Source organism: Hyphomicrobium sp. (assembly GCF_041659645.1).
In the GTDB taxonomy this organism is placed as follows: domain Bacteria; phylum Pseudomonadota; class Alphaproteobacteria; order Rhizobiales; family Hyphomicrobiaceae; genus Hyphomicrobium_B.
The window spans coordinates 548,498-572,821 of the sequence record NZ_JBAZXX010000003.1 but is presented as its reverse complement, the minus strand read 5'-3'; the positions used below and the strand labels follow the sequence as shown (position 1 = coordinate 572,821).

The following is a 24,324-nucleotide window of genomic DNA, read 5'->3' as shown; positions in this document are numbered from 1 at the left end:
TCGAGGCGACCTGCAACTGCAACCAACCGACTCATTTTGGTATGCCGCGGCGGCCGTCTGTTCGGCGCCGACCCCGAGGGGCGCGTCTACACCGGCCGGCTTTGGACGCAGCGGAAGCGCACAGTTCTCATGTCTGTCCTGAAAGGCACTTACGAAATCCCGCTCAAACACCTTTCGTGGCGCTGCGCCACGATAAGAGATCCAAGCATCCGCGTTCCCATCACCGGCGAGGTCGACCCCCTGGCGCGATCTCAAAACGTGACGGTTTGCGTCGGCGGCAGGCCGATCGACATAGCAATTACCTATCTAGGCCCCTTGCCCCCGTGACCGATGCGAGCCATCAAGTCGTCCATGTCAAATGAAAACCCATCTCCTGAAAAGCCGCACCGTATCCTCGTCGGCGAAATAACCGGCGCTCACGGCATCCGCGGGGATCTGCTTGTTCGCACTTACACCGAAACGCCCGAGGCCATCGCCGCTTACGGACCGCTGACCGATGCGAGCGGCCAAAAAAGCTTCCGGCTTCGGATCGTGCGCGTAACCAGCAAAGGCGTCGTCGCGCGTGTCGCCGGCATCGAAGACCGCAACGGCGCCGAACCGATGCGCGGTACGAGGCTTTACATCGACCGCGCCAAACTTCCCGCGACCGGCGAAGCCGAATTCTACCACGCCGATCTTATCGGTCTTCGCGCGGTGGCGGGCGACGGCAGCGCCTTGGGAAAGATCATCGCCGTGCGCAACTTCGGCGCCGGAGATCTTCTCGAACTGAAGCCGCTCGAAGGCGAGACGGAATTCATTCCCTTCGAAGACCGCTTCGTGCCGAGCGTCGATGTCGAAGCTGGCTTGCTCGTCATCAACCGGCCGATCGTAACCGTCGACGGTGATGACGACGCACCACCGGAAGAGGATGAAGATGGGGCCGAAAGCTAGTTAGACCGGGAGGCCACGCGCGAGCTTCGGCAAATCGCCAGTGACGCCCGCCGCTTCGGCGATGATCATTTCCTTTAGGCTCGGGAGACGGTCGAGCATGCCGAGCGCAACGCCCCGGCCCGCACGCATAACCATGCTATCGACGGCGAAGGTGCGATTGAGGCCGTCGTACAGCGTTGCAGACATCATCGAGTCGAACCGGCGCCACCGCTGATAGTTCTCAAGATGCGTACCGTTGCCGAAGTCGAGCCCGATGCGTCCGGCATCCGCCAAAATCTCGATCATCGCGGCCGCGTCGCGAAGCGCCAGATTGACGCCCTGTCCCGCGATCGGGTGCACGCCATGCGCCGCGTCCCCGACCAACGCGAACCTCGGCGCGATCAACCGGCGCGGCAAACGCAAATCGAGCGGCCACGATTGCCGAGGCCCGTCGAGCGTGATCGCCCCGAAGCGGCCGCCGATCCGGCGATCGAGTTCACCGAGAAAGCTTTCATCATCGAGCGCAATCATGCGCGCCGCTTCTTCGTTGTCGGCGCTCCAAGTGATGCAGGCGCGATCATGCGCGAGCGGCAGGATCGCGAACGGCCCGCCTGGCAGGAAATGCTGGATCGCGACGCCCCCGTGCGGCTGATCGAATTTCACCCGCGCGACGATGCCCGTCTGCGGATAGGACCAACCGACAGTCTTGATGCCAACGGCGTCCCTCAATTTCGACTGTCGCCCGTCGGCGGCGATCGTCAGTGCCGCTGTGACTGTCCTGCCGTCACGCAGCGTCAGCTCGCTTGCGGTTTCGTCCCAACGCGGGCTTTCGATCTCCGCCGGAGCGAACCACGTCACCGCCGGATCGTCCGCGACCGACCGGTAAAGCGCAGCCGCGAGCGACGCCGCCGGCACGATGTAAGCAGCCGGAGAGCCGTCATCCGTCCGCGCGTCATAGGTGACGAGCGCGGGCCGGAAGGCATCGTCGAGCCTCGAATCCGAAATTTCAATCGCCGTGACGGTCTCGGCGTCGTCGCGGATCGCGTCCCACGCCCCGAGACCGTCGAGAATTTTCTGGGTCCCGGCCCAGATCGCAAAGGCGCGGCTGTCCTGGCCGTGCTCGATCGCCGGCACGGCGCGGTCGATCACCGCGAGCCGAATATCAGGACCAAGCGCCTGCGTCAGCCCGCGCGCCACCGCAAGCCCCGCAAAGCTTCCGCCGACAATCGCCACATCGAAGTTCATTTTCGGCATCGATCGACTGCTACCCGCCGCTGCTCTGATTTGCTTTGCCCGCCCATCGCGACAGCCTAAAAAGGTCGGGCTTTCCATCCCCTTATAGCCTGAAAGTTTGCCCATGACAGCTTCGCCCCAGCCGCATGCAGCCCTCGAAAAGCTTCTCCAGACCCTGACTTTGGAGCGGCTCGAAGACAACCTGTTCCGCGGCCCTCGGGCAAGCGAAGGCTGGCAACGTGTTTACGGCGGCCTTGTACTTGGACAGGCGGTGGTCGCGGCGGCGTTAACCGTCGACGAGAGTCGTCCGATCCATTCGCTGCACGCTTACTTCCTGCTCGCGGGCGATCCTGAGCACGAGATCGTCTACGACGTCGAACGCCTTCGTGACGGCGGCAGCTTCACGACCCGTCGCGTCCGAGCCGTCCAGCACGGGCGCCCCATCTTCGCAATGAGCGCCTCGTTTCAAAAGCAGGAGGCGGGCTACGAGCACCAATCGGAGATGCCTGACGTCCCGCCGCCCGAAGCGCTTCCGGGCGTCAGCGACCTCCTGAGCGCCGCCACGACCGATCTTCCGGAGAGCATGCGCGCGTACTGGCGCCGGGAGCGGCCGATCGACGTCCGTATTGTCGACGCATCCCGCTACATGAGCCGGGAGCCGAGGGCGCCGAAGCAGTCGATTTGGCTCAAGTCGAATGGCCCCCTGGGCGACCAGCCGTATATCCACCAAGCCGTCCTGGCTTATGCCTCGGACTTCACCCTTCTCGATACCGCGCTCATCGCCCACGGCAAGCTGCTGTTCGACGCCGATGTCCAGCTTGCGAGCCTGGACCACGCCATGTGGTTCCACCGTCCATTCCGGGCTGACGACTGGCTGCTCTACACCCAGGACAGCCCCAGCGCGTCGGCAGCGCGCGCCTACTGCCGTGGAGCGGTGTTCGATCGCCAGGGACGCCTTGTGGCCTCGACGGTGCAGGAAGGCCTCATGCGCCCCAGAGAAACCGCATTCCTGCTCAAATAGCGGTCAAAATTTCCAAAATGCACAATTTTCGTGCTTATTTTGTAGGCTGGAACCGCATAAATATCGGTCAGGTGTAAACTTTCCGTTGTCTAATCAAGGTGTTGAGCACGCGATTCCAAACTGGCACGCGTCTTGACTCCTGATACGCGAAGTCTGCGTCCCGGCGTTGGGGGTGGAGACTGTTTTGTCGAGCACCCGGTCACAACCGGTCAAAAGAGAAAAGGGGGCCCCATGAAGCTCATTACCGCGGTAATCAAGCCTTTCAAGCTCGAGGAGGTTCGCTCAGCGCTGACCGACCTCGGCCTTCAAGGCATGACCGTCACGGAAGTCAAAGGCTACGGCCGTCAGAAGGGCCACACGGAAATCTACCGTGGCGCTGAATACGCCGTGAGCTTTCTGCCCAAGATCAAGATCGAAGTCGTCGTTCCTGGAGCCCAGGTCGATAAGGCACTCGCCGCCATTCAGCGCGCCGCGAAAACCGGCCAGATCGGCGACGGCAAGATTTTCGTTTCCTCGATCGAGCACACCGTCCGCATCCGCACCGGCGAGTCGGACGACGACGCGCTCTAAGCACACACGTTTCGCTTTTCGTAAGTCAATCAGGGAGCAGTCCAAATGGAGTTTCGAAAGATAGCGCAGTACGCAGGGGTCGTGGGGGCCCTCGGCGCCGTTGCGCTTATTGTTGATCCGGCGCTCGCCCAAACGGCGGCACCGCCGCCGCCGGTACCCAATAAAGCCGACACCACATTCATGTACATCGCTTCGGTCCTGGTTCTTCTGATGACCGTTCCGGGCCTTGCACTGTTCTACGGCGGCCTCGTCCGCACCAAGAACATGCTGTCGATGTTCATGCAGGTTTTCGCAACACTCTGCCTCGTCGGCATCATCTGGGTACTCTACGGCTACTCGATGGCGTTCACCAACGGCGGCGCGCTGAACGATTACGTCGGCGGCTTCTCGAAGGTATTCCTGAAGGGCGTCGACTCGACAACCCTTGCGGCAACCTTCTCGAACGGCGTGTACATTCCTGAATACGTGTACATCGTCTTCCAGATGACGTTCGCTTGCATCACGCCAGGCCTCATCCTCGGCGCCGTCGCCGAGCGTTTGAAGTTTTCTGCGATGCTGGTGTTCATGGCCCTCTGGGTTACGTTGATCTACTTCCCGATCGCCCACATGGTTTGGTACTGGGGTGGTCCGGACGCTTTCGGCAACGCTGCTAAGGCGCTTGCTGCGGCAACGGGCGATGGCAAGGCTGCCGCTCAGGCCGCATACGACGCCGTCATGGCCGATGCCGGGATGGGCTTCAAATGGGGCGCTCTCGACTTCGCAGGCGGCACCGTCGTTCACATCAACGCTGGTATCGCTGGCCTCGTCGGCGCGCTGATCCTCGGACCGCGCCTCGGCTATGGCAAAGAGGCGATGCCTCCGCACTCGCTCGTGAACTGCATGATCGGCGCGGCCCTTCTGTGGGTGGGCTGGTTCGGCTTCAACGTCGGTTCGGGCCTCGAAGCCAACCAGTTCTCTGGTCAGGTCTTCATCAACACCTTCATCGCGACCTGCGCTGCGGCTCTGTCGTGGATGATCGTTGAGTGGATCATCAAGGGTAAGCCGTCGGCTCTCGGTCTTGCTTCAGGCGTCGTTGCTGGCCTCGTTGCCATCACGCCGGCTTGCGGCTTCGCCGGTGTCATGGGCTCTATCGTCCTTGGTCTCGTCGTCAGCCCGATCTGCTTCTTCTTCTGCTCGGCGATCAAGGGCGCTCTCGGCTACGACGACAGCCTCGACGTCTTCGGCGTCCACTGCGTCGGCGGCATCGTCGGCGCGCTCGGCACCGGTCTCCTCGTCAACCCGGAATGGGGTGGCGCGGGCATCGCCGACTACACCTCGAAGCCGGGCGAGATGGTTGCCGGTACTTACGACATGGTCGCTCAGATGACGGCACAGGCCAAGATGGTCGGCACGACGCTGCTCTGGAGCGGCATCGGCTCGGCAATCCTCTTCAAGCTGGTCGATATCGTCATCGGTCTTCGTCCGTCGGAAGAGAAAGAGCGGGAAGGCCTCGACATCACCGATCACGGCGAGAGCGCCTACCACTACTAGGACACGAATTTCCCGCGGCTCGATCAAGGGCCGCGGGATCAACTTTCATCTCCCGAGCACGCGTCTCCACCTAGACGTGCTCCACTTGGGCCCGGCGCTTAAAGCGTTCGGGCCCTTTTTATTTCTCAAATTTGAATGATGATTTCGCTGTGGGGCCGCAAATGCGTAACGAGCCGCCGCAGGTCGCGTGCACGGAGCGCCACGCATCCTTCTGTTGGTTCGAAATTTCTCCGCGCAATATGCAGAAAAATCGCGCTGCCTCGACCCCGCACGCGCGGCACGTCGTTATAACCGAGCACGACGACGACGTCGTAAAGCCCATCGGCGCGCCATAAGTGCTCCGCGCTCGCCGGATAGGCCAGCTTAACCGGACGATTGTAATTGCGGTCCGGTGAGCTATCGCACCACCCGTCGTCGCGGCGTATGGGACGCACCGGCAAAACCGACCGCGGCCGCGCCGCCTCCGGCCGATAGAGGACATAGCGCACCGGAAACCGGCCACGCGGCGTCGCGCCATCGCCTTCGCGCTTCAAAGCCTTGGTTCCGGAGCGCCCGAGGGCACAGGGCACCGACCATGCCCCAACCTGCAAACGGCCACGCCGCGCCGCCTGAGAAAGCGCCCTGACAAATATCAGCACCGGCTTTCGGGGTCGGTTCATCGACGCATCATCCAACGAACCGCCATTCCCTTTTGTCCGTTTGCTCGAAACCCTATGTTGCCGCCGCAGGCGATGCTAGTGTCCGACGATAAAAGAGCAATAAACTGGAGTCCCCGTCCATGAGCACGGCCCGAAAGGTCCTCCTCGTCGACGACGATGAAGATCTGCGTACGTCGTTGAAAGATCAACTCGTCCTGCACGATGAATTTGAAGTTTCCGAAGCCGGTACTGCAAGCAAGGGCATGGAAGCCGCAAAGACGGGTCGTTTCGACTTGGTCGTCTTCGATGTCGGCCTTCCCGACATGGACGGCCGCGAAGCGGTGAAAATGTTGCGAAAGTCGGGGTTCAAGACTCCGATCGTCATGTTGACCGGTAATACGTCGGATGCCGACCAGATTCTGGGTCTTGACGCCGGCGCCAACGATTACGTCTTGAAGCCTTTCAAGTTTGCAGTCCTTCTCGCTCGCATTCGCGCGCAATTGCGACAACATGAGCAAAGCGAGGACGCCGTCTTCGCCATCGGCAATTACACCTTCAAGCCAGCCTCGAAACTTTTGATCGATGACAGCGGCAGCAAGATCCGGCTCACGGAAAAGGAAACCTCGATCCTCAAGTACCTCTATCGCTCCGGCGACAAGGTCGTCTCGCGCGATGTCCTGTTGCATGAGGTCTGGGGTTACAATGCCGGCGTGACGACACACACGCTCGAAACCCACATCTATCGTTTGCGCCAGAAGATCGAGAAAGACCCCTCCAACGCCGAACTCCTCATAACCGAAAGTGGCGGCTACAAGCTCGCTCCCTGATCACGACGGATCGTCCGCGTTTTCACGTGAATCTTTCGACTCTGAGAGTTGTTCAAAAAGCATCCACAGCGCGTTTTGTCGTGCGTCTTCGCGCGTGTATCAACGAACGCACCGATTCAGATACCTAATTTGCAGTCGCATACGCGCTGCGCGAGATCGCCGATAAATGGCTGCACTCTTACGCCGTCCGTCATCTGGAGTCCGAAACGATGGCTATTGATGCCCTCGTCAAACCTCTTTTAGCACTCCCGCTTTTTCGCGGCCTCACTCCGCTGCAATTGACGGAGATCGTCCGCCGCGCGGAACGCATCATCTACCGGCCAGGCGATGCCCTCATCACGGAAAATCAGCGGAGCGACGCCGCGATCATCATCATCTCCGGCAACTGTGTTCGCATCGATGATAACGGCGACACCTCACAGAAATCGCGCGGCGAGGTTGTTCCCGAAGGCGCGCTCATTGCTGAGTTGGCGATGCTCATCGAGCTTATTCACACCACGACGATTATCGCCCAGGGACCTGTAAAAGCTTTGCGTCTCACGCGACAAAGAATCCTCGAGTTGATGGAATCCGATCCCGCATTGGCGCAACACTTTAGCGCCTGCATCATCTCGCGCTTAAAACTGTTGGCGAAAGATTTGAAAGCTATTGATACGCGCGTGGATGACGCTACGATTGCGCCGCAACTTCCGCCGACGCGCGCCGATCAGGCTGCCGCAGCGCAAGCAAGCTGACGAGAGTCGCAAGACAAAGCAGAGCTGAATCATCTTTTCGGATTTTGGGGGCCAGAAACGAGGGCGCCCAGTTCCGGGGGGAGGAACTGGGCGCTATGCGCTTGTCGCGCTCGGCACCGGGAGGGAAGCCGGTACCAGAGGCGGCGTCTTCGGCTAGACGGGGGGCACTACCGAATACAGGGTGACGCCGCCTGCATGTGTATGAGTTAAGCGCAAGCCGGGAAAATTCAATAGACCCCGCGCAGCCTCCTCACGAAAACGTGAAGAGTTAACCAAACTTATCCACAGGTTGGGTATTGCATCGCGTCAAATGCGCAACAGACTGATTTGGCGGCAAAAACTCCCTAAGGTGTGGCGCCCTTCGGCCAAAGTGGTTGAATTTTAAACAAATTTCCATCGAGTTCGTCGGCTTTGACGAGCTGCGAGAGCTGGATTCGGGTGTCCTGCCCCTGGGCGTCCGTCGTCACCCATTCTTTCAATTCGATGTTCGGCTTGGTCGCCAGGAACAGTTTGATGCGACCCGGCGAATTCGGGTCCTTGTCCTCAAGCGTCAGCACGATGAGATCCGACGATTGCTGAACTTCCAAGATCTTCGCATCGCGTATAAGATTGACGTCGTTGCGAAGGAGAAGCCGGAAAGGCGTCTGATCGAGCGAGACGCGGTCCTCGTTGTTGAGATCGAGATCTTGGATCGCAAGATTCTGGCCATCTGAAACGATCACCTGCTTCGATGGCAAAGCGTAATCGAAGCGGAACCGGCCGGGACGCTTGACGAAAAACTTCCCCTTCATCCGCTTGTTCTCGGCGTCCGTCTGAACGAACGAACCCTTCAGATTCTGCAGAGATTCGAAATACGCGCTGACTTGATCTACGAGCTGCGTCTGATGCTGATCGAGCGTAATGCCTTGATCAGTGTTTGCCGGAGCAACTTGTCCAGCCCAGCCGTTGACGGCAGGCTTGGTCGCCGGCGGATTGACGATGGTGTTCGTCGGACCGTCAGGATCTTGAGCCGTGGCGACGCCTGAAAACGCGACCGTAAAGGCCGTCGCGATGGCGGCTCCACGCAAAAATTGCCTCATGATTTGTCCCATTCGTGGCCCCCACAGCCCCGAAGCCCGAGAAAGGGGCCTTTCACGCTGAGTACCGTTTCAACAAAGATTGCGTCCAGAACTAGGCAGAACGTCGTTGCTCTGTGTTGCGTAAAGCCAATCGCTTGTCACAGGCAAGCAACCGGAGGGATTTCACCTGCGGTTATCCTCAGCTTCACGGCCACCTGTGGCGATCAGGCTGCAGCATCCGCATTGCCGCCGCGCGCGATCAGAATGTCACGCTTTCCGACGGAGTTTGCGGCTGAGATCAACCCTTCGCGCTCCATCCGCTCGATCAGATCCGCCGCGCGGTTGTAGCCGATCGAAAGACGGCGCTGGATGTAGCTCGTCGATGCTTTGCCATCCCTCAGAACGATGGCAACGGCGCGATCGTAGAGATCGTCGTCACTTGCTTCACGAATGCCCGTGGCGACGTCGGATGGCTGCGGGGTGTCCGTAATACCATCGACATATTTCGGCGATGCTTCGCGCCTCAGAGCGTCGGCAAACGCCACGACCTCTTCGTCCGACACGTACGCGCCATGAACGCGGACCAATTGTCCCGCACCCGTCGAATAGAGCATGTCGCCCTGACCAAGCAGCTGCTCCGCGCCCTGTTCGTTGAGAATGGTGCGGCTATCGATCTTCGACGTCACCTTGAACGAGATGCGTGTCGGGAAGTTCGCCTTGATCGTGCCCGTGATGATGTCAACCGAAGGCCGCTGCGTCGCCATGATGAGATGAATGCCGGCGGCTCGCGCCATCTGTGCCAAACGCTGCACCGAAGCTTCCACCTCGCGCCCCGCGACGATCATAAGGTCGGCGAACTCATCGACGATGATGACGATCCGCGGCAGCGGCTCAAGATCCATACTCTGCGTTTCAAACCGCGCCGCGCCAGTCTTATCGAAACCCGTTTGCACGGTGCGCGACAGCATCTCGCCACGCTTCTTGGCGTTGCGTACCCGATTGTTGAAGACGTCGATGTTGCGAACCGATAGCGCGGCCATGCGCTTATAGCGCTCTTCCATTTCGCGCACGGCCCAATTGAGCGCAGCGACTGCTTTATGCGGATCGGTGACGACTGGTGTCAGCAAATGCGGAATGTCGTTGTAGACCGACAGCTCCAGCATCTTCGGATCAATCATGATCATGCGGCAATCTTCCGGCGAATGCCGGTAAAGCAGCGACAGCACCATCGCATTGATGCCGACCGACTTGCCCGAGCCCGTGGTGCCCGCAACAAGAAGATGCGGCATCCGCGCGAGGTCGGCGACAACCGGATCGCCGCTGATCGACTTACCGAGCCCAAGAGGCAGACCGGTCGCGTCCGATTTGAAAGCGTCGGCTTCGAGAATTTCGCGGAGAAGCACGGTTTCGCGCCGCACGTTCGGCAATTCGAGACCGATGGCGTTACGTCCGGGGACGATGGCGGCACGCACGCTCGCGACGCTCATGGAGCGCGCGATGTCTTCCGCGAGCCCGATGACCCGCGAAGATTTGGTCCCCCGCGACGGTTCCAACTCATAGAGAGTGACGACCGGACCCGGCCGGATATCTTTTACTTCGCCTTTGATGCCGAAATCCGCGAGCACGTCTTCGAGCAACCGCGCGTTGCCGCGCATGACAGTCTGCGACAGCTCGGGGTGTGGCTTCTGCGCGCCCGGCCGCTTCAGCATATTGAGCGACGGCCGCTTCCAAACGGGCTGCGCGCGCGTTCGAGCAATGCCGGAGAGCAAGGCATTCGCGACGGTTGATTTCGGAATAGAGGTCTTGGTGACGTCGACTCTTGGCGGCGCCGGAAGTGGTGGTGGTGGCGGCATCTTGAGATCGGGACCGGCCTCACGCGCTAAGGCTGCGGTCACGGAGGCCGGGGCAAAACGCGCGGCGATCGCGCGACTCGAATCTTCGGTCGACTCATCGAAATCCAATCCGTGACCGATGTAGTCGGTGGCGGAAGTCTCAGGTCCATCTTCGTCCGGAAAATCGTGCGCCACGTGGGGATCGAATTCCGAAGCAGCATGCCGGACTTCGCGCGTTCTGTGCCGCGGCTCCGGAGACTGATCAGGTTCCGCATGTCGCGGACGCGCGGTGCGCTCAGGATTGAGATCGAGGGTCGGCGTCGACTCTCCGGCGAACGCGTCGAGTGACCGATACGTCGTTTGAGCGTCGGCAGCGCCAGCGGGCGCGCGCTTTTTGAACCAGCTATTTCGTACGCGCTCCGCCCCACCCACCAGTGTCGAGCCAACCGCCACCGCGTCGTCGAGTCGTCGCTTGCTCGATGCGTAGCGAAGACCGGATCCCAGGGACCGCAGCAAAGCCTTCATCACCGCCTCAGCCTCGAAGCCGACCGCCTTTCCGCACGTCTGAACAGCAGCCGCCAGCAGCACAAGGCCAGCCGCAACAGGCGCCCGCTCGTCGTTCAGCATTGAAAAGAGTTTGAGCGCGAGATGGTAGACGCCGTCGCCCAAAAGGCCGCCGTAGCCATGACGCAAGGGCCAGCCGCCGAAGACGGGCAGGGCTGAAATCGCACCCGTCAGCGCCAGGATGGAAAGCGGATAGAACGTAAGCTTGATGCGGCCATCGGTGACACGCTCGGATCTAAGCATTTCGATGCCCCAAACGACCGGCGCGACCAGCGCGAGCACCGCGCCGAAACCGAGCATCTGGAACAGAAGATCTGAAATGACCGCTCCGACCGGCCCTGCGAAATTATTCGCGGGCGCTGTCGTCGTGTGGGTCAGGCTGGGATCGAGCACCGACCAGGAGACGAGGCTCGCCCAGATAAGCAGCGTCAGGCCGAGCAGAACCACTCCGCCAAAACGGCCTAGCCAGCTTAACAGCCGGTCCTCTACTGATTGCGGCAACAGCCGCTGAGGATCGATTCCTCGCGTATCCAGCGACATCTCGGCGAACGTACTCTTTAACGCAGCACGGAACTCGTGCGTTCGAGCGCTTCCCGGATCGTCTCGGAGTCCTGCACCATCGCGACGCGCACATAGTCCGCGCCGGGGTTGGTCCCGTCCCTTGCCGTCTGAGCCAGAAAGCTACCGGGAATGACTTTGACGCCTGCGCGTTGCCATAAGGTTACCGCCGCGTCAGCGCCGCCGCCGAACCGACTCATATCGAGCCAGAGGCAGAACCCGCCGGCCGGTCGCTTGTAGCCGTACCGCCCCTCTAACACATTGTCCGCAATGAGAAATTTTTCGCGATAGGCGTCTCGCGAACGCTCAACATGGGCTTCGTCGCGCCAGATCGCAGCCGACGCATGTTGAAGCGGCAACGGCACCGTCGGCGCACACATGTTCCGGACTTCGCCGTAGATTTCGATGAACTGCGGATCGCCCGCGCAGAAGCCAGACCTTAGACCGGGCAGGTTCGACCGCTTGGATAGCGAATTGAAGACGACGAGATTGCGAAACCGCTCGGGCGTCTCCGCCGCCACTTCGAGACCGCCGATTGGCGCGGCCTCCGTGTAAATCTCCGAATAGCACTCGTCGAGGAACAGCATAAAATCGTAAGCGCGTGCGAGTTCGAGCGCCTTCAGGATGTAGCTACGATCCGCGACGGTCCCCTGCGGATTGGACGGCGAATTGATGAAGAGCGCGACCGTCCGGGCGAGCAAGGCTTCATCCCCCGCAATTGCATCGAGATCCGGCAGAAAGCCGGTCGCCCTCGTCGCATTGAGATAGACGGGTTCCGCGCCGACCGCGATCGCGCCCGCGACGTAAGCAGAATAATACGGGTTGCACATCAGGATGGCGGGCTGTCCCGTGACGGCCTTGCGCCCGACAGCCGGAAGACAGGCGAAGAACAAGCCTTCCCGCGAGCCGCTGAGCATCAGCACGTCCCGCTCCGGATCGACGCCACCGGGTAGCGAATAGCGTCGTGACAGCCATTCCGAGATGGCCTTACGGGCTTCGTCGGCGCCGCGGATCGGCGGATACTTGCCGTAGAGCGCCGTCGCCTCGTCGAGCTTCGCCGCGATGAAATCCGGCATGGCTTCGCGCGGCTCGCCGATCGTCAGCTCGATGGGCCTCTCATGCCCCGGCGCGATCCCCGCAAGAAGCTTGCGAAGTTGGGTGAAGGGCGACGAAATCGCGCCGGACGTGAGAGAGGAAAGCAAGTGAGTCATGCCTGAGCAATCGGTTCTACATCTACGCCGCTATGACATGCCGGGAATATTCTGGAAAGCATTTGCAGCGCTGACGCCTCACCGGACGTTCGCGAGGCTTCTCGACGCGGGCGCCCCGAAGATCCGGCGAAATTCTCGCGCGAAGTGCGGCTGATCGTAAAAGCCGGCCGCGTGTGCCGCGCTCGTGAGGTTACCGCCGTCCACGACCTCGGAAACGGCGGCTCGCATTCTCACCCACGCTGCATAGCGACTGTACGAAACGCCGACCTCTTGCTTGAAAAGATGCTGAAAACGCGAGGTCGAAAGCCCGGCGGCCCGCGCAGCAAACGTAACCGGCATCGGTCGTTGGTCTACGGTTCGCTCCTCGCGGCCTTCGTCAATTACGATGACATCGAGCGCTCTCCTGACCCGCGCGTCGACGACCCCGCAGGCCCTTGCATTCGAAAATTTGACGAGATCGGCCGTCGCGTCATCTGCCCACCGAGGACTATCCGGATCTTCGTAGAGGGCTCGGATCGTCGCGATATCGCAACTCTTTGCAACGAGCGCGCCCCCCTCCTCCCGGGATTGCCCAACGAGCGTCGCAAGTGCCTCCGCCGAAGCGACGTTGGGCTCGACGTAAAGAACCGCCAACGGCCGGCCGCCGGCATCGAATTCATATGCCGTCCCCGCGCGCACGACCGCCGCACGGCACGACGCCCAATCGCTACCGCCAGTCCGAAAGCGGAAGTTTTCATAGAGCCCAGCGATGAGCACCGGCGCGCTGTGGCTGTGAAGGGCGTTACGCTGCAGGCAACCGGCGAACAACATCCGTCCCCTGCCGACATGCCAAAGGGGCTTGAGGTCGGGGCGTTGCAACGTAGCAGGTTCGTACAAGCGCGCGCTTTTTCTCACGCTTAACCTCGTTTCGAATCCGAACATCCTGACTAGGGCGCCGCCATGACAAAGACAACACCGATCGAAAAATCGCCGCTCAACGTCGATCGCCGCAAGCTGCTTTCGGCGGGTCTCGGCCTTGCAGCCATGCCTGCTCTGAACTTTGCGGCGACCTCGCCAGCCGCGGCATCGGCCGCAATGCTCGGCGGCTGGCAACCGAAATTCTACCGCTTCAAATTCGGCGCGTTCGAGATCACAACCATTTCCGATTCCGAAGCCTTCATCGACGGACCTTTCCCGATCATCGGCGCGAACGCGAACGAAGCCGACGTCCAGAACTTGATGCGCGACAACCTCTTACCCGAGAAAAAATATCAGCCGGGATTTTCTCCAACCCTTGTCAACACCGGCAAGGAAATCATCCTGATCGACACCGGGAATGGCTCGAACGGCTTCATCCCGCGTCCCAACGGCGGTTGGCTTTCTGCTCAGCTCGGTCCCGCAGGCTTCAGATCGGAAGACATCGACGTTGTCCTATTGAGTCACGGCCACCCCGACCATGTCGCAGGCATCATCGAGAGCGGCAAACCACTATTTCCAAACGCGCGCTACGTCATCAGCGGAATCGAGTATGACTTTTGGGCGCCCGAAGGCAAATTCTCCGACGACCTCGAAAAGCTCGCAAGCGTCTTCCGTGCCAATGCGCATCCCGTCGCCGACAAGTTCACATTCATCAAGCCCGGCGACGACGTCGTGACCGGTATCCGCGCCATCGAAGCGTACGGCCACACGCCGGGACATCTCGCCTTTATGATTGAAAGCGGCGGCAAGTCGCTGCTGTTTTGGGGTGACTGTGCGCACCATCAAGTGGCCTCGCTCGCGCATCCCGAGTGGCATTGCGTCTTCGATATCGACAAGCCGCAGGGGGTCGCCACGCGCCGCCGCATCTACGACATGGCGGCGACGGACCGCCTGCCCATCATCGGCTATCATATGCCCTTTCCTTCGATCGGATACGTCGAAAGAACCACGCCTGCGAGCTATCACTGGCTCGCACATTCCTACCAGCTGAACCTATGACCAAATCTTCAGGCGCTATTCCGGAAGATGCGTCACCGCCTCGATATTGTGACCATCGGGATCGATAACGAAGCCGCCATAATAGTTGGCGTGATAATGCGGTCGAAGTCCCGGCGGTCCGTTGTCCTTGCCGCCTGCCGCAATCGCAGCGTCGTAAAACGCTTGAACTTCCTGCCGGTTCTGCGCCGCGAAAGCGACGTGCAGCCGGCCTTTCAGCGACGAGCCCGTCCCGATCCAGAACTGCGGCCGCTCGCGCCCGAACCCTGCATAACCGTCGTTATCGTCTTCGGAAAACTTCATTTCCTTAAGCAAAGCGATGCCGAGCGGCGCCAGTGCCTTGGTATAGAATGTGAGTGACCGGCCGTAATCCGTCACCGGAAAGCCAATGTGATCGAGGATGTCCAGCACAGTCGCTCCTTTTGTAGTGACGCGATCGAACCGGCCGCCTAGACGCGGCGCTCGACCATCAGTTTCTTCAGTTCAGCGATGGCTTTCGCGGGCGACAAGCCTTTCGGGCAGGCCTTGGCGCAGTTCATAATCGTGTGGCAGCGATAGAGGCGGAACGGATCCTCAAGGTTATCGAGCCGGTCGCCGGTCGCTTCATCGCGGCTGTCGTTGATCCAACGGTAGGCCTGCAGCAAAATCGCCGGACCGAGATAGCGATCCGAATTCCACCAATAGCTCGGGCACGACGATGAGCAGCACGCGCACAGAATGCATTCGTAAAGACCGTCGAGCTTTTCGCGGTCCTCGCGCGACTGCTTCCATTCCTTCGGCGGCGTCGGCGTATCCGTTTTAAGCCACGGCTCGATCGAACGATGTTGCGCATAAAAGTTCGTGAGATCTGGCACGAGGTCCTTCACGACCTCCATATGGGGCAGCGGGTAAATCTTCACCGTGCCCTTGACGTCCTCGATGCCCTTCAAGCACGCGAGCGTGTTCGTCCCATCGATGTTCATCGCACACGAACCACAGATGCCTTCGCGGCACGAACGCCGGAACGTCAGCGTCGGGTCGATTTCGTTTTTGATCTTGATCAGAGCGTCGAGCACCATCGGCCCGCACTGCTTCTGATCGATATGATAGGTGTCGACGTGCGGGTTCCGAGCGTCGTCCGGATTCCAGCGATAAACGCGGAATTCTTTCCAATCTCCCTCGCGATCCGGCCGGTTCCAGGTCTTGCCTTCGGAGATTTTCGAGTTCTTCGGAAGTGTAAGTTGAACCATGAGACTACAGGTGTCCCCAGCATGAAATTCCAATGCCGATGACAGAAGCTTGAACGTGCCCCCCTGTCAACGGCATGACGGCCGGGCATCTGCGGTTCTTTGGCCTTAACCGGCCTTCTGGTGCTTCTTCAGCTCCCGGACGAGCGTAACGAGGTTGTCGGCGACGTCACCCCCCGTCTCAACCGCGACCCCAAGCGGCACGCGCGACTGAATGATCTCGTTGAGCCGCTCCTGCTGCTCTCCGAACCCGATGAAGATTTCCTCCGGAGCATCGATATCTCTGTCCTCGACGGCCGTCATGACATCGAAGGCGTTCTGCGTCGCCAACACCAGCATGGATGCGATATCGTTCATCAGTTGCAGATAAAGCCGTTGCGCGTCGGCGCGAATGCGCTGGCCATGCACTCCGAATTTGAGCGGCGCCGACGCCTGGCCGCCACCACCAGCAAACACGCGCGGGTGCTTCTGGAAACGCCGGAAAATCTCGGCAAGCCCCATGCAACAGGTTTCGAGATCGCGAAGCGATGCGCTGGTCTTGCGCTTGGTCCGCGTGCGCGACGCCACCTTTTCCTGGCCCGCCCAGTTGACGGCTGCGATCGACGTGATGGCCCCGAGCGCCGCCAACGCCGGCAACACCGCCGCGAACGGGTCGGGCGGCATCCGCGTATCGGTATCGTCGCCGTCTTCGGTGTTGTTCTTGGTCACGTGCTGGTGCGCCCTCGTCGATAGCGGCCGCACCATAAGCGACTTCCGGTGACAGTGCTATTTCTACTCGCCCGGAGCGCTTCCGGAAAAGTTGGCCCCGGTTTTCCGATAAAAAACGCGACCAAACAAAAAGCCAGAACGGCTCAATAAACGCGCGCTTTGGGCTCGATGTACTTGACTTCGTTGGTCATGGTCTTGGTGTGCACCGGCCGGTCGTCGAGCTTCACGGAGTGCGTCGCATAGTCCACCCAGGCGAGCGTGTGCTTCATCCAGTTGACGTCGTCGCGCTTGGGGAAGTCCTCGCGCGCATGCGCACCACGGCTCTCCTGGCGATTCTCCGCGCCGACGACGGTCACCGCCGCTTGCGCAATCAGATTGTCGAATTCCAGCGTCTCGACGAGATCCGAATTCCACACCATCGAACGATCCGTCACGGAAATATCCGCCGCATCGCGCCAGACGGTCGCGATCTTTTCGACACCTTCCTTCAGCACCGGCCCGTCGCGGAAAACGGCGCAATTCGATTGCATGATCTTCTGCATCCGCAGACGCAAAGCGGCCGTTGGCGTTGAGCCCTTGGCGTTGCGGAAACGATCGAGGCGATTGAGCGCCGGTTCGTGCGCGTCCTTCGGCAGATCCGGCTGCATGACGCCCTGCTCGATCGTCTCGGCGCAGCGAAGACCGGCCGCGCGCCCGAAGACAACAAGATCGACAAGCGAATTCGAACCCAAACGATTGGCCCCATGCACCGAAACACACGCCGCCTCGCCGATCGCCAGCAGGCCCGGCACGATGTGATCCGGATCGCCGTTCTTCTTCGTCAGCACCTCGCCGTGATAATTCGTCGGAATGCCGCCCATGTTGTAGTGAACCGTCGGCAGCACCGGAATTGGCTGGCGCCGAAGGTCGACACCCGCGAACACTTTCGCGCTTTCCGTAATGCCCGGAAGACGCTCGGCGAGAATTTTCGGGTCGAGATGATCGAGATGCAGATAGATATGGTCGGCATCCGGACCGACGCCTCGGCCTTCGCGAATTTCAATGGTCATCGAACGCGAGACGACATCGCGCGACGCCAGGTCCTTGGCATGCGGGGCATAGCGCTCCATGAAGCGCTCACCTTTGGCATTCGTCAGATATCCGCCTTCGCCGCGCGCACCTTCCGTGATGAGCACGCCCGCGCCGTAGATTCCCGTCGGATGGAACTGCACGAATTCCATGTCTTGAAGCGGCAATCCGGCGCGAAGCACCATGGCATTGCCGTCACCCGTGCAGGTATGCGCCGACGTACATGAGAAATACGCGCGCCCGTATCCGCCTGTCGCGAGAATGGTCTTTTTCGCGCGGAACCGGTGCAGCGTGCCGTCATCGAGATTGAGCGCGATGACGCCTCTGCACGCGCCGTCCTGATCCATGATGAGATCGAGCGCGAAATATTCGATGAAGAATTCCGCCGAGTGGCGCAACGACTGGCCGTAAAGCGTGTGCAGCATCGCATGGCCGGTGCGGTCGGCGGCGGCGCAAGTACGCTGCGCTGGGGGGCCTTCGCCGTAATCGGTCGTCATGCCGCCGAACGGCCGCTGATAGATCTTGCCGTCGTCCGTGCGCGAAAACGGCACGCCGTAATGCTCAAGCTCATAGACCGCTGCGGGTGCGTTCCGGCACAGATACTCGATAGCGTCTTGATCTCCGAGCCAGTCGGAGCCCTTGACGGTGTCGTACATATGCCAGCGCCAGTCGTCGCGACCCATATTGCCCAGCGCCGCCGCAACTCCGCCCTGCGCCGCGACCGTATGCGAACGCGTCGGAAAAACCTTGCTGACGCACGCCGTCTTAAGACCGGCTTCCGCGCATCCGAGCGTTGCCCGCAGACCGGCGCCGCCCGCCCCTACGACGACGACGTCATAGACGTGATCGTGCAACGGATACGCCTTGCCGATTTGCGACGGCGCGGCGCTCGCGCCGTTGGCCTTGCCATTCACTGCCGACATCTGGCTCAGGCTCCAAAGCTCAGTTTCAAAATCGAGAACACGCTCGCAAGCGCGACGGCGATAGCGAAGAACGTGTTGAGCATCAGCACCACGATCTTGATCCCTTCGCTATGCACGTAATCTTCGACGATCGTTTGCATTCCGAGCCGCATATGGATCGTGCCGGAGAGCACGAGCCCGAGCAAAGGCAACGCGATCAACGGATGCGCGAGCTTCTGCTTTACGGTCGCATAGTCGGCTCCGAGCAGCGAAACGATCAGCCAAACCAGGAAAATTCCGAGGAAGACGTTGGCGACCGCCGTCACGCGTTGCTTCCAGAAGTGATCCGCGCCCTCTTTCGCCGAGCCGAGATAGCGGACGTTCTTCAGCGGTGTTCGCATCGACGTCATCAGGCCACTCCCATCGCGACGCAGATCCAAATAGCGGCCGTTAGAACGAGCGAGGCAGCAAGCGATCCCCACGACAGAATATCGACCGTCTTAAGGTCGTAGCCGTAGCCGCTATCCCAGATGAAATGCCGGAGGCCGCCAATCATGTGATGCATCAGAGCCCACGTGTATCCGAGCAGCACGAGCTTTCCGAGCCACGTATCGCACCAGCTCAGGAAATAGTTGTAGGAGTCCGGTCCGGTCGCGGCCGCGACCAGCCACCAGGCCAGCAGCAGCGAACCGGCATAAAGCGCCGCCCCCGTGATGCGATGCACGATCGACATCACCATGTTGACGAGCGGAGTATAGATTTGAAGGTGTGGCGAAAGCGGCCGTTCGGGCCGGCCGGATGTTACTGCCATCTGACATCCTTCTTTTTGTTTGAAGCGAATGTGTAGCGTCTCGAAGCGAGCGCGGCAATTCGCCAAATGCCACATTAGATTGGCGCTGGTCCCGTTAGCCGAGCGAGACGGCGATGGCCTGCCCAAGGCGGCCGCCGCTTTCGAAGGCGTGCTCGGCGAATCCGCCCAGGCACCAGTCGCCCGCGACTCCGACGTGGGAGTCCGGACAGTAAAGGTGCGTCTGGCCCAGCGCCCGATCGACAATCCCCTCACGCCAGAGATACGCCGTCATTCGCGACGGTCTGATCGGCGGCAGATCGAGAACCTCGCCAACCTCCCCCCAAAGCTCCTCCGCCACGTCTTCGGCATCGGCCTGCTCCGCCGCAAGGCTCCAGATCGGGGACGCATGGACAACCAGCGTCTCGCCGTCGGGAATGCGTCCGGGTTTTGTGTTGTCGCGCGCGATCCAGCGCACGATCTCCGAAACATTCGTAAAGACGTCCTGCTCCGGGAAATTTTTCTCGTCGATGCGGACCATCAGCGCCCAGCATGGCAATATCCGGACCTGTTGCAACGGCGCAGCGAACGTGCCGACCCGGCTCAGAAGCCGAAGCGCCTGTGCCGCCGGGACGGCGATGGCGACCGCTTCGAACGGCCCCACCAACGTCTCGTTATCGAGCCACAGGTGCCATCCCTTCTCACGTCGCTCCAGCGATTGAACGCGCCGGCCGAGCGTAACATGCACGCCGTCGGCAAGCGGTCGAACGATCGCTGACATTCCGGGCCATCCGACGATCCACGGATCGCGGGACGCCGCCCCCACGCCAGTGCCCGACGCGACGCGCGGAACCCATCGCTCCGCGTAGCCAAGGCTAGCGGTTTCCGTCAAATAGCTTTGAAACTCGCCCGATTGCGCACACAGATACTGCGCCCCGTGATCGAACCGGTCGCTCCCGACGCACGTCGTTGCGATGCGCCCTCCGACGTTGTGATCCTCCTCGAACACGTTGACGGAAATACCCACGCGCCGCAGCGCGCGCGCGCACGACAGACCCGCCAAACCGGCGCCAATGATCGCGACCCTATGTGTCACCGGATCTCGCTTCGGACGTCCCAAGTGCATCGATTACGACGCATACATACAATCGAATCGATACTGCAAAAAGGTTTACAGGAATCGGGGATTCGGCGCGTCCGGAAAGAGCGCGAAACGTCTTTGGTCACCGTACAAGATTGCCGGAGCGGCTGGCGTCACTTCGCCTTGATCACGCCGCAGGCGATTCGCTTCTCACCGCCGCCCTCGGGATCGGTCTGATAATCGTCGGCTTTTTCGTAGACAACGAGCGCCGTCCCGTCCGTGCCAAAGAGGGTATCGTCGGTATCCCTGTTCAAATGCAGATAAGGGCTGACCATTTCGGCCCGCGCGGCGCCGTCGGGACCGGCGACGATATTCGGAAGATCCCCCGCCATAGGACCTTCCTCATTGAGGAAACCGTGCTTGGCTCCGAGCGGATTGTAGATGGCGCCCGCCGACGAGAAATCGCCGTCGCATTTCCCGGCTTCATGGACGTGAAAGCCGTGCGCGCCGGGCGGCAAGCCCTTGAGATCGAACGTCAGAAGGACGCCGGCCGCCACTTCCGTCAGCGTGACGGTTCCGGCACTGGCCCCATCCGCGAGCTTGATCTCGGCGACCGCTGCCTCACCGGCAGCTCCAGCCGTATCGGCCGCCACGAGAACAAGCAGTCCAAGCGCCGCGCTTCCGATCACCCCGACGTTCATGCTACGCGCTCCCCTGCTTACCGGCCCGGCGGGGCCCATACGATCTCAGCGGGGGAGCACAAGCCACGTATCGAGGTCCAGGACAACCCCTTCCGCGTATTCGCCCGTCGGGGTCTTGAGCGGCAGGGACGAGCAATCCTGGTTTTTAACGCCGACGAGGCGAACGCGGAGCGCTCCGACATCCTTCCGGTTCGGGATCTCGGCCTTTTCCAGCACTTCCGACCAAGCGTAGATCGTGTCGCCCGCGAACGTCGGCGCCACATGCCGCCCGCCATTGATGGCCGCGAGATGAAAAGCGTTTCCAAGTCCGTTGTAGGAGAGACCCCGCACGAGCGAAATGACGACACCGCCATAAACGATCCGCTTGCCGAAGCGGCCCTTCGATTCCGTGTGCAGGTTGAAGTGGACCTTCGCGGTGTTCTGATAAAGTCGCGTCGCGATCTGATGTTCGGCTTCTTCCAGCGTCATGCCGTCGACATGGTCGATTTTCTCTCCGGGCTCATAATCGCCCCAACGATGCGGCGAGCCGGAAAGATCGAAATCGTACTTGCTGATGTCGAGCGGCGGCACCGCCACCGCCAGATCAGCCGGATCGACGCGCTCGGGAAGTTTCGGCACGACGGCCTCCGGCGCAGGAGACCCCTTCGAACGCTTGCGGACCATCACCCAGCGGCAATACTCCAGCACGATGTCGCCGTCCTGATTGCGTCCCGTCGAACGCACATAGACCGTGCCGGTCTCGCCGTTCGAATTTTCCTTGAGCCCGATAACCTCCGACGTGGCCGTCAACGTATCGCCCGGATAGACCGCCTTCAGAAAGCGGCAATCGGCGTAGCCGAGGTTGGCGATGGCATTCAGCGAGATTTCCGGCGTCGTCTTTCCGAAGACGACGTGAAACGTCAAAAGGTCGTCGAGCGGCGCTTTCGGATAGCCGATGGCCGTTGCAAACGTGTCAGCCGACTGAACCGCGAACCGCGAACCGTAGAGCGCGGTATAAATCGCGACGTCGCCATCGGTTACGGTACGGGGCGTCGCGTGATGAAGGATCTGGCCGTAGGTGAAATCTTCGAAGAAATTACCAGCGTTCGTCTTTGTTCCGGCCATTATCCCCGCCTTATGTTTCGAGAAGCCCATATAGCCGAGCTTCAGCTTTTCTTGTTCTTTTCGGGATGTCGGCACCCGACCGCAATAGTTTTCGAAAAGACCGGGACGCGATCAAGGGCCGCACGAGGCCCCAAACCAGGCCCCGAGCGCGCGTTTGCTAAAACCAGGGCTCTTCGACCTTTGAGCGCGCGTTGATGGCTTCCGCGATCGCCGCCACGCGCCGCGCCATGACGAGGTGCAGCCGCTCGACCATGCGGCCTTCGACCGTGATGACGCCCTTGCGCGCGTTTTCCGGCTCTTCGAAGGTCTTGATGATTTTAAGCGCCCAGGCAATTTCCTCGACCGTCGGCGAGAAGACCTCGTTGCAAGGAATGACCTGCGACGGATGGATGAGCGTCTTGCCGTCCATGCCGAGCGTCCGGCCATGTTCGCACTCGGCGCGAAATCCCGATTCGTCCTTGAAATCGTTGTAGACGCCATCGATGACGTCAATTCCATAGGCGCGCGCCGCGACCAGGGTCATGGAGAGCCACGGCACGACGGCGAATCGGTTGCGGCTCGCGAGCGCCCGGCTCTCTTTCAGGAGATCGTTCGTGCCGAGAACGAAGCAGACCAGCCGGTTGTCGGGGTCCGGGCCGCATGCCGCTATTTCCTTAGCGTTGATGATGCCCATCGGCGTCTCAATCATCGCCCAGAGCCGGATTCGCGGATCGGCGTCCGCCGCTTTGATGACCTTTGCGGTGCCGGTGATGTCGCCCGAATTCGAAACCTTTGGAATAAGAATGGCATCCGGCACGGCCGCCATCGCGGCATGAAGGTCGGCCATACCCCACGGCGTCTCGATCGGATTGACGCGCAATATGACCTCGCGTGAGCCGAAGCCCCGCTCATGAATGGCAGCCGTCGCCTGCGATCGCGCCTTTTCCTTGTTGGTCGGCGCGACGGAATCCTCAAGATCGATGATAATCGAATCCGCGGGCAGCGTTTTCGCCTTTTCGAGCGCACGGTCGTTGTCGCCCGGCAAATAGAGCACGCTGCGTCTGGGTCTCATGGCCATCGCATCGACTCCCATGCAGATCAGTTGGATTGTGCATCGCACCATGCATGTTTGCAATATCGACCGCGACTAAACTTTCGAATAAATCGTAAAGTCTGACGGAGGTCGAAATCGTTTGGCAGTCGTCTCACCGTCAGAACATCGATCTCATGCCCCGTATTTTGATGATTTCGTCCTACGTCGCGCACGACCCCGTCGGCCTGACGGCAGCCGCCCCGCCCCTGCTCGGCGCCGGCATCGAAGTCGTCGGACTGCCGACAGTCGTGCTTTCGAACCATCCGATCCGCGCCCACATCGCCGGAATCACGCTCGACCCCCGGCTGCTGAACGATATGGTCGGGGCGCTTGCCGACAACGGTTGGCTCGGAACGTTCGACGCGATCTTTTCCGGATATCTGCCGTCCAGCCAACACGTTGAAGTTGTCGCCGAGGCCGTGACGCGCCTTCGCGCTTTGAAACCCGCTATCACGTTCGTATGCGATCCGATTTTCGGCGATGACCCAGCCGGCCTTTACATCGACGAACGCGCCGCCCATGGCATTCGCGATCGGCTGCTGCCGCTCGCCGACGTCCTGACCCCCAACCGGTTCGAGTTGTCGTGGCTCTCCGGCCGCGACGTCAAATCGCCATCCGACGCCGTCGCGGCGATCTCAAGCCTTGGCCGTCCCATTGTCGCGGGCACCTCGATTCCCGACGGACCGTCTTCGCTCGCGACCGTACTTGTTGTTGAAGGTCGCACGTTCGTCGGCCGGGTCGAAAAATGGAACGACGTGCCCCACGGCACAGGCGACGTCTTCGCAGGTTGTTTGACCGCGAAGCTGATGCTTGGCCAAAAACCCGAGCAAGCCCTTGGATACGCGCTCGGAGGGGTTCGCCGCGCCATCGAAGTCAGCCGAGGCGCCGATCACTTGCGGCCCTACCTCGTCGACTGGGCGAACGGCATATCGCCCGTCGCCATCGAAGCCGTAACAGACGCAAATTCTTGAGCCAAATCCGCACGATCCCGTCTGAGCTTGCGACAAATCCCACAAGACGGCATACCCTGCTCCGGC

General features: G+C 60.8%; 24 protein-coding genes. 8 read left to right on the top strand and 16 right to left on the bottom strand.

All coding sequences use genetic code 11. The annotated features are described in order from the left end of the window. Positions 1-351 precede the first annotated feature (351 nt). The gene (rimM, locus tag WC811_RS12625; protein WP_372645028.1) at positions 352-930 is read left to right on the top strand and encodes a ribosome maturation factor RimM; all 579 of its coding nucleotides are present in this window, start codon (positions 352-354) and stop codon (positions 928-930) included. On the opposite strand, the gene WC811_RS12620 is transcribed toward rimM, so the two are convergent. Then, a complete protein-coding gene (locus WC811_RS12620; protein WP_372645026.1) occupies positions 931-2,154 on the bottom strand; it encodes an FAD-dependent monooxygenase in 1,224 nt (407 codons plus the stop codon). It abuts the gene before it with no gap. A 112-nt stretch (positions 2,155-2,266) separates the two neighbouring features. Between WC811_RS12620 and tesB the strand changes: the two genes are divergently transcribed. From tesB to WC811_RS12605, 3 genes are all read left to right on the top strand, one after another. After that, positions 2,267-3,163: an acyl-CoA thioesterase II gene (tesB, locus tag WC811_RS12615; RefSeq protein WP_372645024.1), complete on the top strand. Its 897-nt coding sequence runs from the start codon at positions 2,267-2,269 to the stop codon at positions 3,161-3,163. A 231-nt stretch (positions 3,164-3,394) separates the two neighbouring features. Then, on the top strand, positions 3,395-3,733 hold the full coding sequence (locus WC811_RS12610) for a P-II family nitrogen regulator (protein ID WP_372645021.1): 339 nt from the start codon (positions 3,395-3,397) through the stop codon (positions 3,731-3,733). Positions 3,734-3,778: 45 nt separating this feature from the next. After that, positions 3,779-5,263 (top strand): ammonium transporter, encoded by a 1,485-nt coding sequence (locus WC811_RS12605; RefSeq protein ID WP_372645019.1) that lies wholly within the window; start codon positions 3,779-3,781, stop codon positions 5,261-5,263. Positions 5,264-5,388: 125 nt separating this feature from the next. On the opposite strand, the gene WC811_RS12600 is transcribed toward WC811_RS12605, so the two are convergent. Further along, positions 5,389-5,922 (bottom strand): L,D-transpeptidase, encoded by a 534-nt coding sequence (locus WC811_RS12600; protein ID WP_372645017.1) that lies wholly within the window; start codon positions 5,920-5,922, stop codon positions 5,389-5,391. A gap of 119 nt (positions 5,923-6,041) precedes the next feature. On the opposite strand from WC811_RS12600, the gene WC811_RS12595 reads away from it, so the two are divergent. Continuing rightward, entirely contained in the window at positions 6,042-6,728 is a 687-nt protein-coding gene (locus tag WC811_RS12595; protein ID WP_372645014.1) for a response regulator transcription factor, read from the top strand. A gap of 209 nt (positions 6,729-6,937) precedes the next feature. Further along, positions 6,938-7,462: a cyclic nucleotide-binding domain-containing protein gene (locus WC811_RS12590; RefSeq protein ID WP_372645012.1), complete on the top strand. Its 525-nt coding sequence runs from the start codon at positions 6,938-6,940 to the stop codon at positions 7,460-7,462. A gap of 344 nt (positions 7,463-7,806) precedes the next feature. On the opposite strand, the gene WC811_RS12585 is transcribed toward WC811_RS12590, so the two are convergent. The 4 genes from WC811_RS12585 to WC811_RS12570 form a co-directional block, all read right to left on the bottom strand. Beyond that, the gene (locus tag WC811_RS12585; RefSeq protein ID WP_372645010.1) at positions 7,807-8,541 is read right to left on the bottom strand and encodes an outer membrane lipoprotein carrier protein LolA; all 735 of its coding nucleotides are present in this window, start codon (positions 8,539-8,541) and stop codon (positions 7,807-7,809) included. 203 nt (positions 8,542-8,744) lie between these two features. Then, complete coding sequence (locus WC811_RS12580; RefSeq protein ID WP_372645008.1) at positions 8,745-11,456, bottom strand: DNA translocase FtsK 4TM domain-containing protein; 2,712 nt, start codon at positions 11,454-11,456, stop codon at positions 8,745-8,747. Positions 11,457-11,473: 17 nt separating this feature from the next. Continuing rightward, positions 11,474-12,685, bottom strand: coding sequence for an aminotransferase class I/II-fold pyridoxal phosphate-dependent enzyme (locus WC811_RS12575; protein ID WP_372645006.1), 1,212 nt, complete (start codon positions 12,683-12,685; stop codon positions 11,474-11,476). Positions 12,686-12,763: 78 nt separating this feature from the next. Further along, positions 12,764-13,561 carry a helix-turn-helix transcriptional regulator gene (locus WC811_RS12570; RefSeq protein ID WP_372645004.1) on the bottom strand — a complete coding sequence of 266 codons (798 nt, stop codon included), beginning with the start codon at positions 13,559-13,561 and terminating at the stop codon, positions 12,764-12,766. Positions 13,562-13,624: 63 nt separating this feature from the next. On the opposite strand from WC811_RS12570, the gene WC811_RS12565 reads away from it, so the two are divergent. Then, positions 13,625-14,641 carry an MBL fold metallo-hydrolase gene (locus tag WC811_RS12565; RefSeq protein WP_372645002.1) on the top strand — a complete coding sequence of 339 codons (1,017 nt, stop codon included), beginning with the start codon at positions 13,625-13,627 and terminating at the stop codon, positions 14,639-14,641. A 15-nt stretch (positions 14,642-14,656) separates the two neighbouring features. Here the strand turns inward: WC811_RS12565 and WC811_RS12560 are convergent, their stop codons facing one another. The 10 genes from WC811_RS12560 to WC811_RS12515 all read right to left on the bottom strand — a co-directional run bounded on the left by WC811_RS12560 (position 14,657) and on the right by WC811_RS12515 (position 23,272). Beyond that, the gene (locus tag WC811_RS12560) at positions 14,657-15,049 is read right to left on the bottom strand and encodes a VOC family protein (RefSeq protein WP_372645000.1); all 393 of its coding nucleotides are present in this window, start codon (positions 15,047-15,049) and stop codon (positions 14,657-14,659) included. Between the two features lie 38 nt (positions 15,050-15,087). Next, on the bottom strand, positions 15,088-15,867 hold the full coding sequence (locus WC811_RS12555; protein WP_372644998.1) for a succinate dehydrogenase iron-sulfur subunit: 780 nt from the start codon (positions 15,865-15,867) through the stop codon (positions 15,088-15,090). A gap of 105 nt (positions 15,868-15,972) precedes the next feature. Then, the gene (locus tag WC811_RS12550) at positions 15,973-16,572 is read right to left on the bottom strand and encodes a hypothetical protein (RefSeq protein ID WP_372644996.1); all 600 of its coding nucleotides are present in this window, start codon (positions 16,570-16,572) and stop codon (positions 15,973-15,975) included. A 143-nt stretch (positions 16,573-16,715) separates the two neighbouring features. Beyond that, entirely contained in the window at positions 16,716-18,563 is a 1,848-nt protein-coding gene (gene sdhA / locus WC811_RS12545) for a succinate dehydrogenase flavoprotein subunit (protein WP_372644993.1), read from the bottom strand. A gap of 5 nt (positions 18,564-18,568) precedes the next feature. Next, on the bottom strand, positions 18,569-18,952 hold the full coding sequence (gene sdhD, locus WC811_RS12540; RefSeq protein ID WP_372644991.1) for a succinate dehydrogenase, hydrophobic membrane anchor protein: 384 nt from the start codon (positions 18,950-18,952) through the stop codon (positions 18,569-18,571). Continuing rightward, on the bottom strand, positions 18,952-19,353 hold the full coding sequence (sdhC, locus tag WC811_RS12535; protein ID WP_372644987.1) for a succinate dehydrogenase, cytochrome b556 subunit: 402 nt from the start codon (positions 19,351-19,353) through the stop codon (positions 18,952-18,954). The genes sdhD and sdhC overlap by 1 nt, the downstream gene beginning before the upstream one ends. A gap of 94 nt (positions 19,354-19,447) precedes the next feature. Continuing rightward, entirely contained in the window at positions 19,448-20,425 is a 978-nt protein-coding gene (locus WC811_RS12530) for an NAD(P)/FAD-dependent oxidoreductase (RefSeq protein ID WP_372644985.1), read from the bottom strand. Positions 20,426-20,583: 158 nt separating this feature from the next. Next, positions 20,584-21,111 carry a superoxide dismutase family protein gene (locus WC811_RS12525; protein ID WP_372644982.1) on the bottom strand — a complete coding sequence of 176 codons (528 nt, stop codon included), beginning with the start codon at positions 21,109-21,111 and terminating at the stop codon, positions 20,584-20,586. Between the two features lie 45 nt (positions 21,112-21,156). After that, the gene (locus WC811_RS12520; RefSeq protein WP_372644980.1) at positions 21,157-22,215 is read right to left on the bottom strand and encodes a MaoC family dehydratase; all 1,059 of its coding nucleotides are present in this window, start codon (positions 22,213-22,215) and stop codon (positions 21,157-21,159) included. A 157-nt stretch (positions 22,216-22,372) separates the two neighbouring features. Further along, positions 22,373-23,272, bottom strand: coding sequence for a CoA ester lyase (locus tag WC811_RS12515; RefSeq protein WP_372644978.1), 900 nt, complete (start codon positions 23,270-23,272; stop codon positions 22,373-22,375). A gap of 149 nt (positions 23,273-23,421) precedes the next feature. Between WC811_RS12515 and WC811_RS12510 the strand changes: the two genes are divergently transcribed. Continuing rightward, positions 23,422-24,258 carry a PfkB family carbohydrate kinase gene (locus tag WC811_RS12510; protein ID WP_372644976.1) on the top strand — a complete coding sequence of 279 codons (837 nt, stop codon included), beginning with the start codon at positions 23,422-23,424 and terminating at the stop codon, positions 24,256-24,258. Positions 24,259-24,324 lie beyond the last annotated feature (66 nt).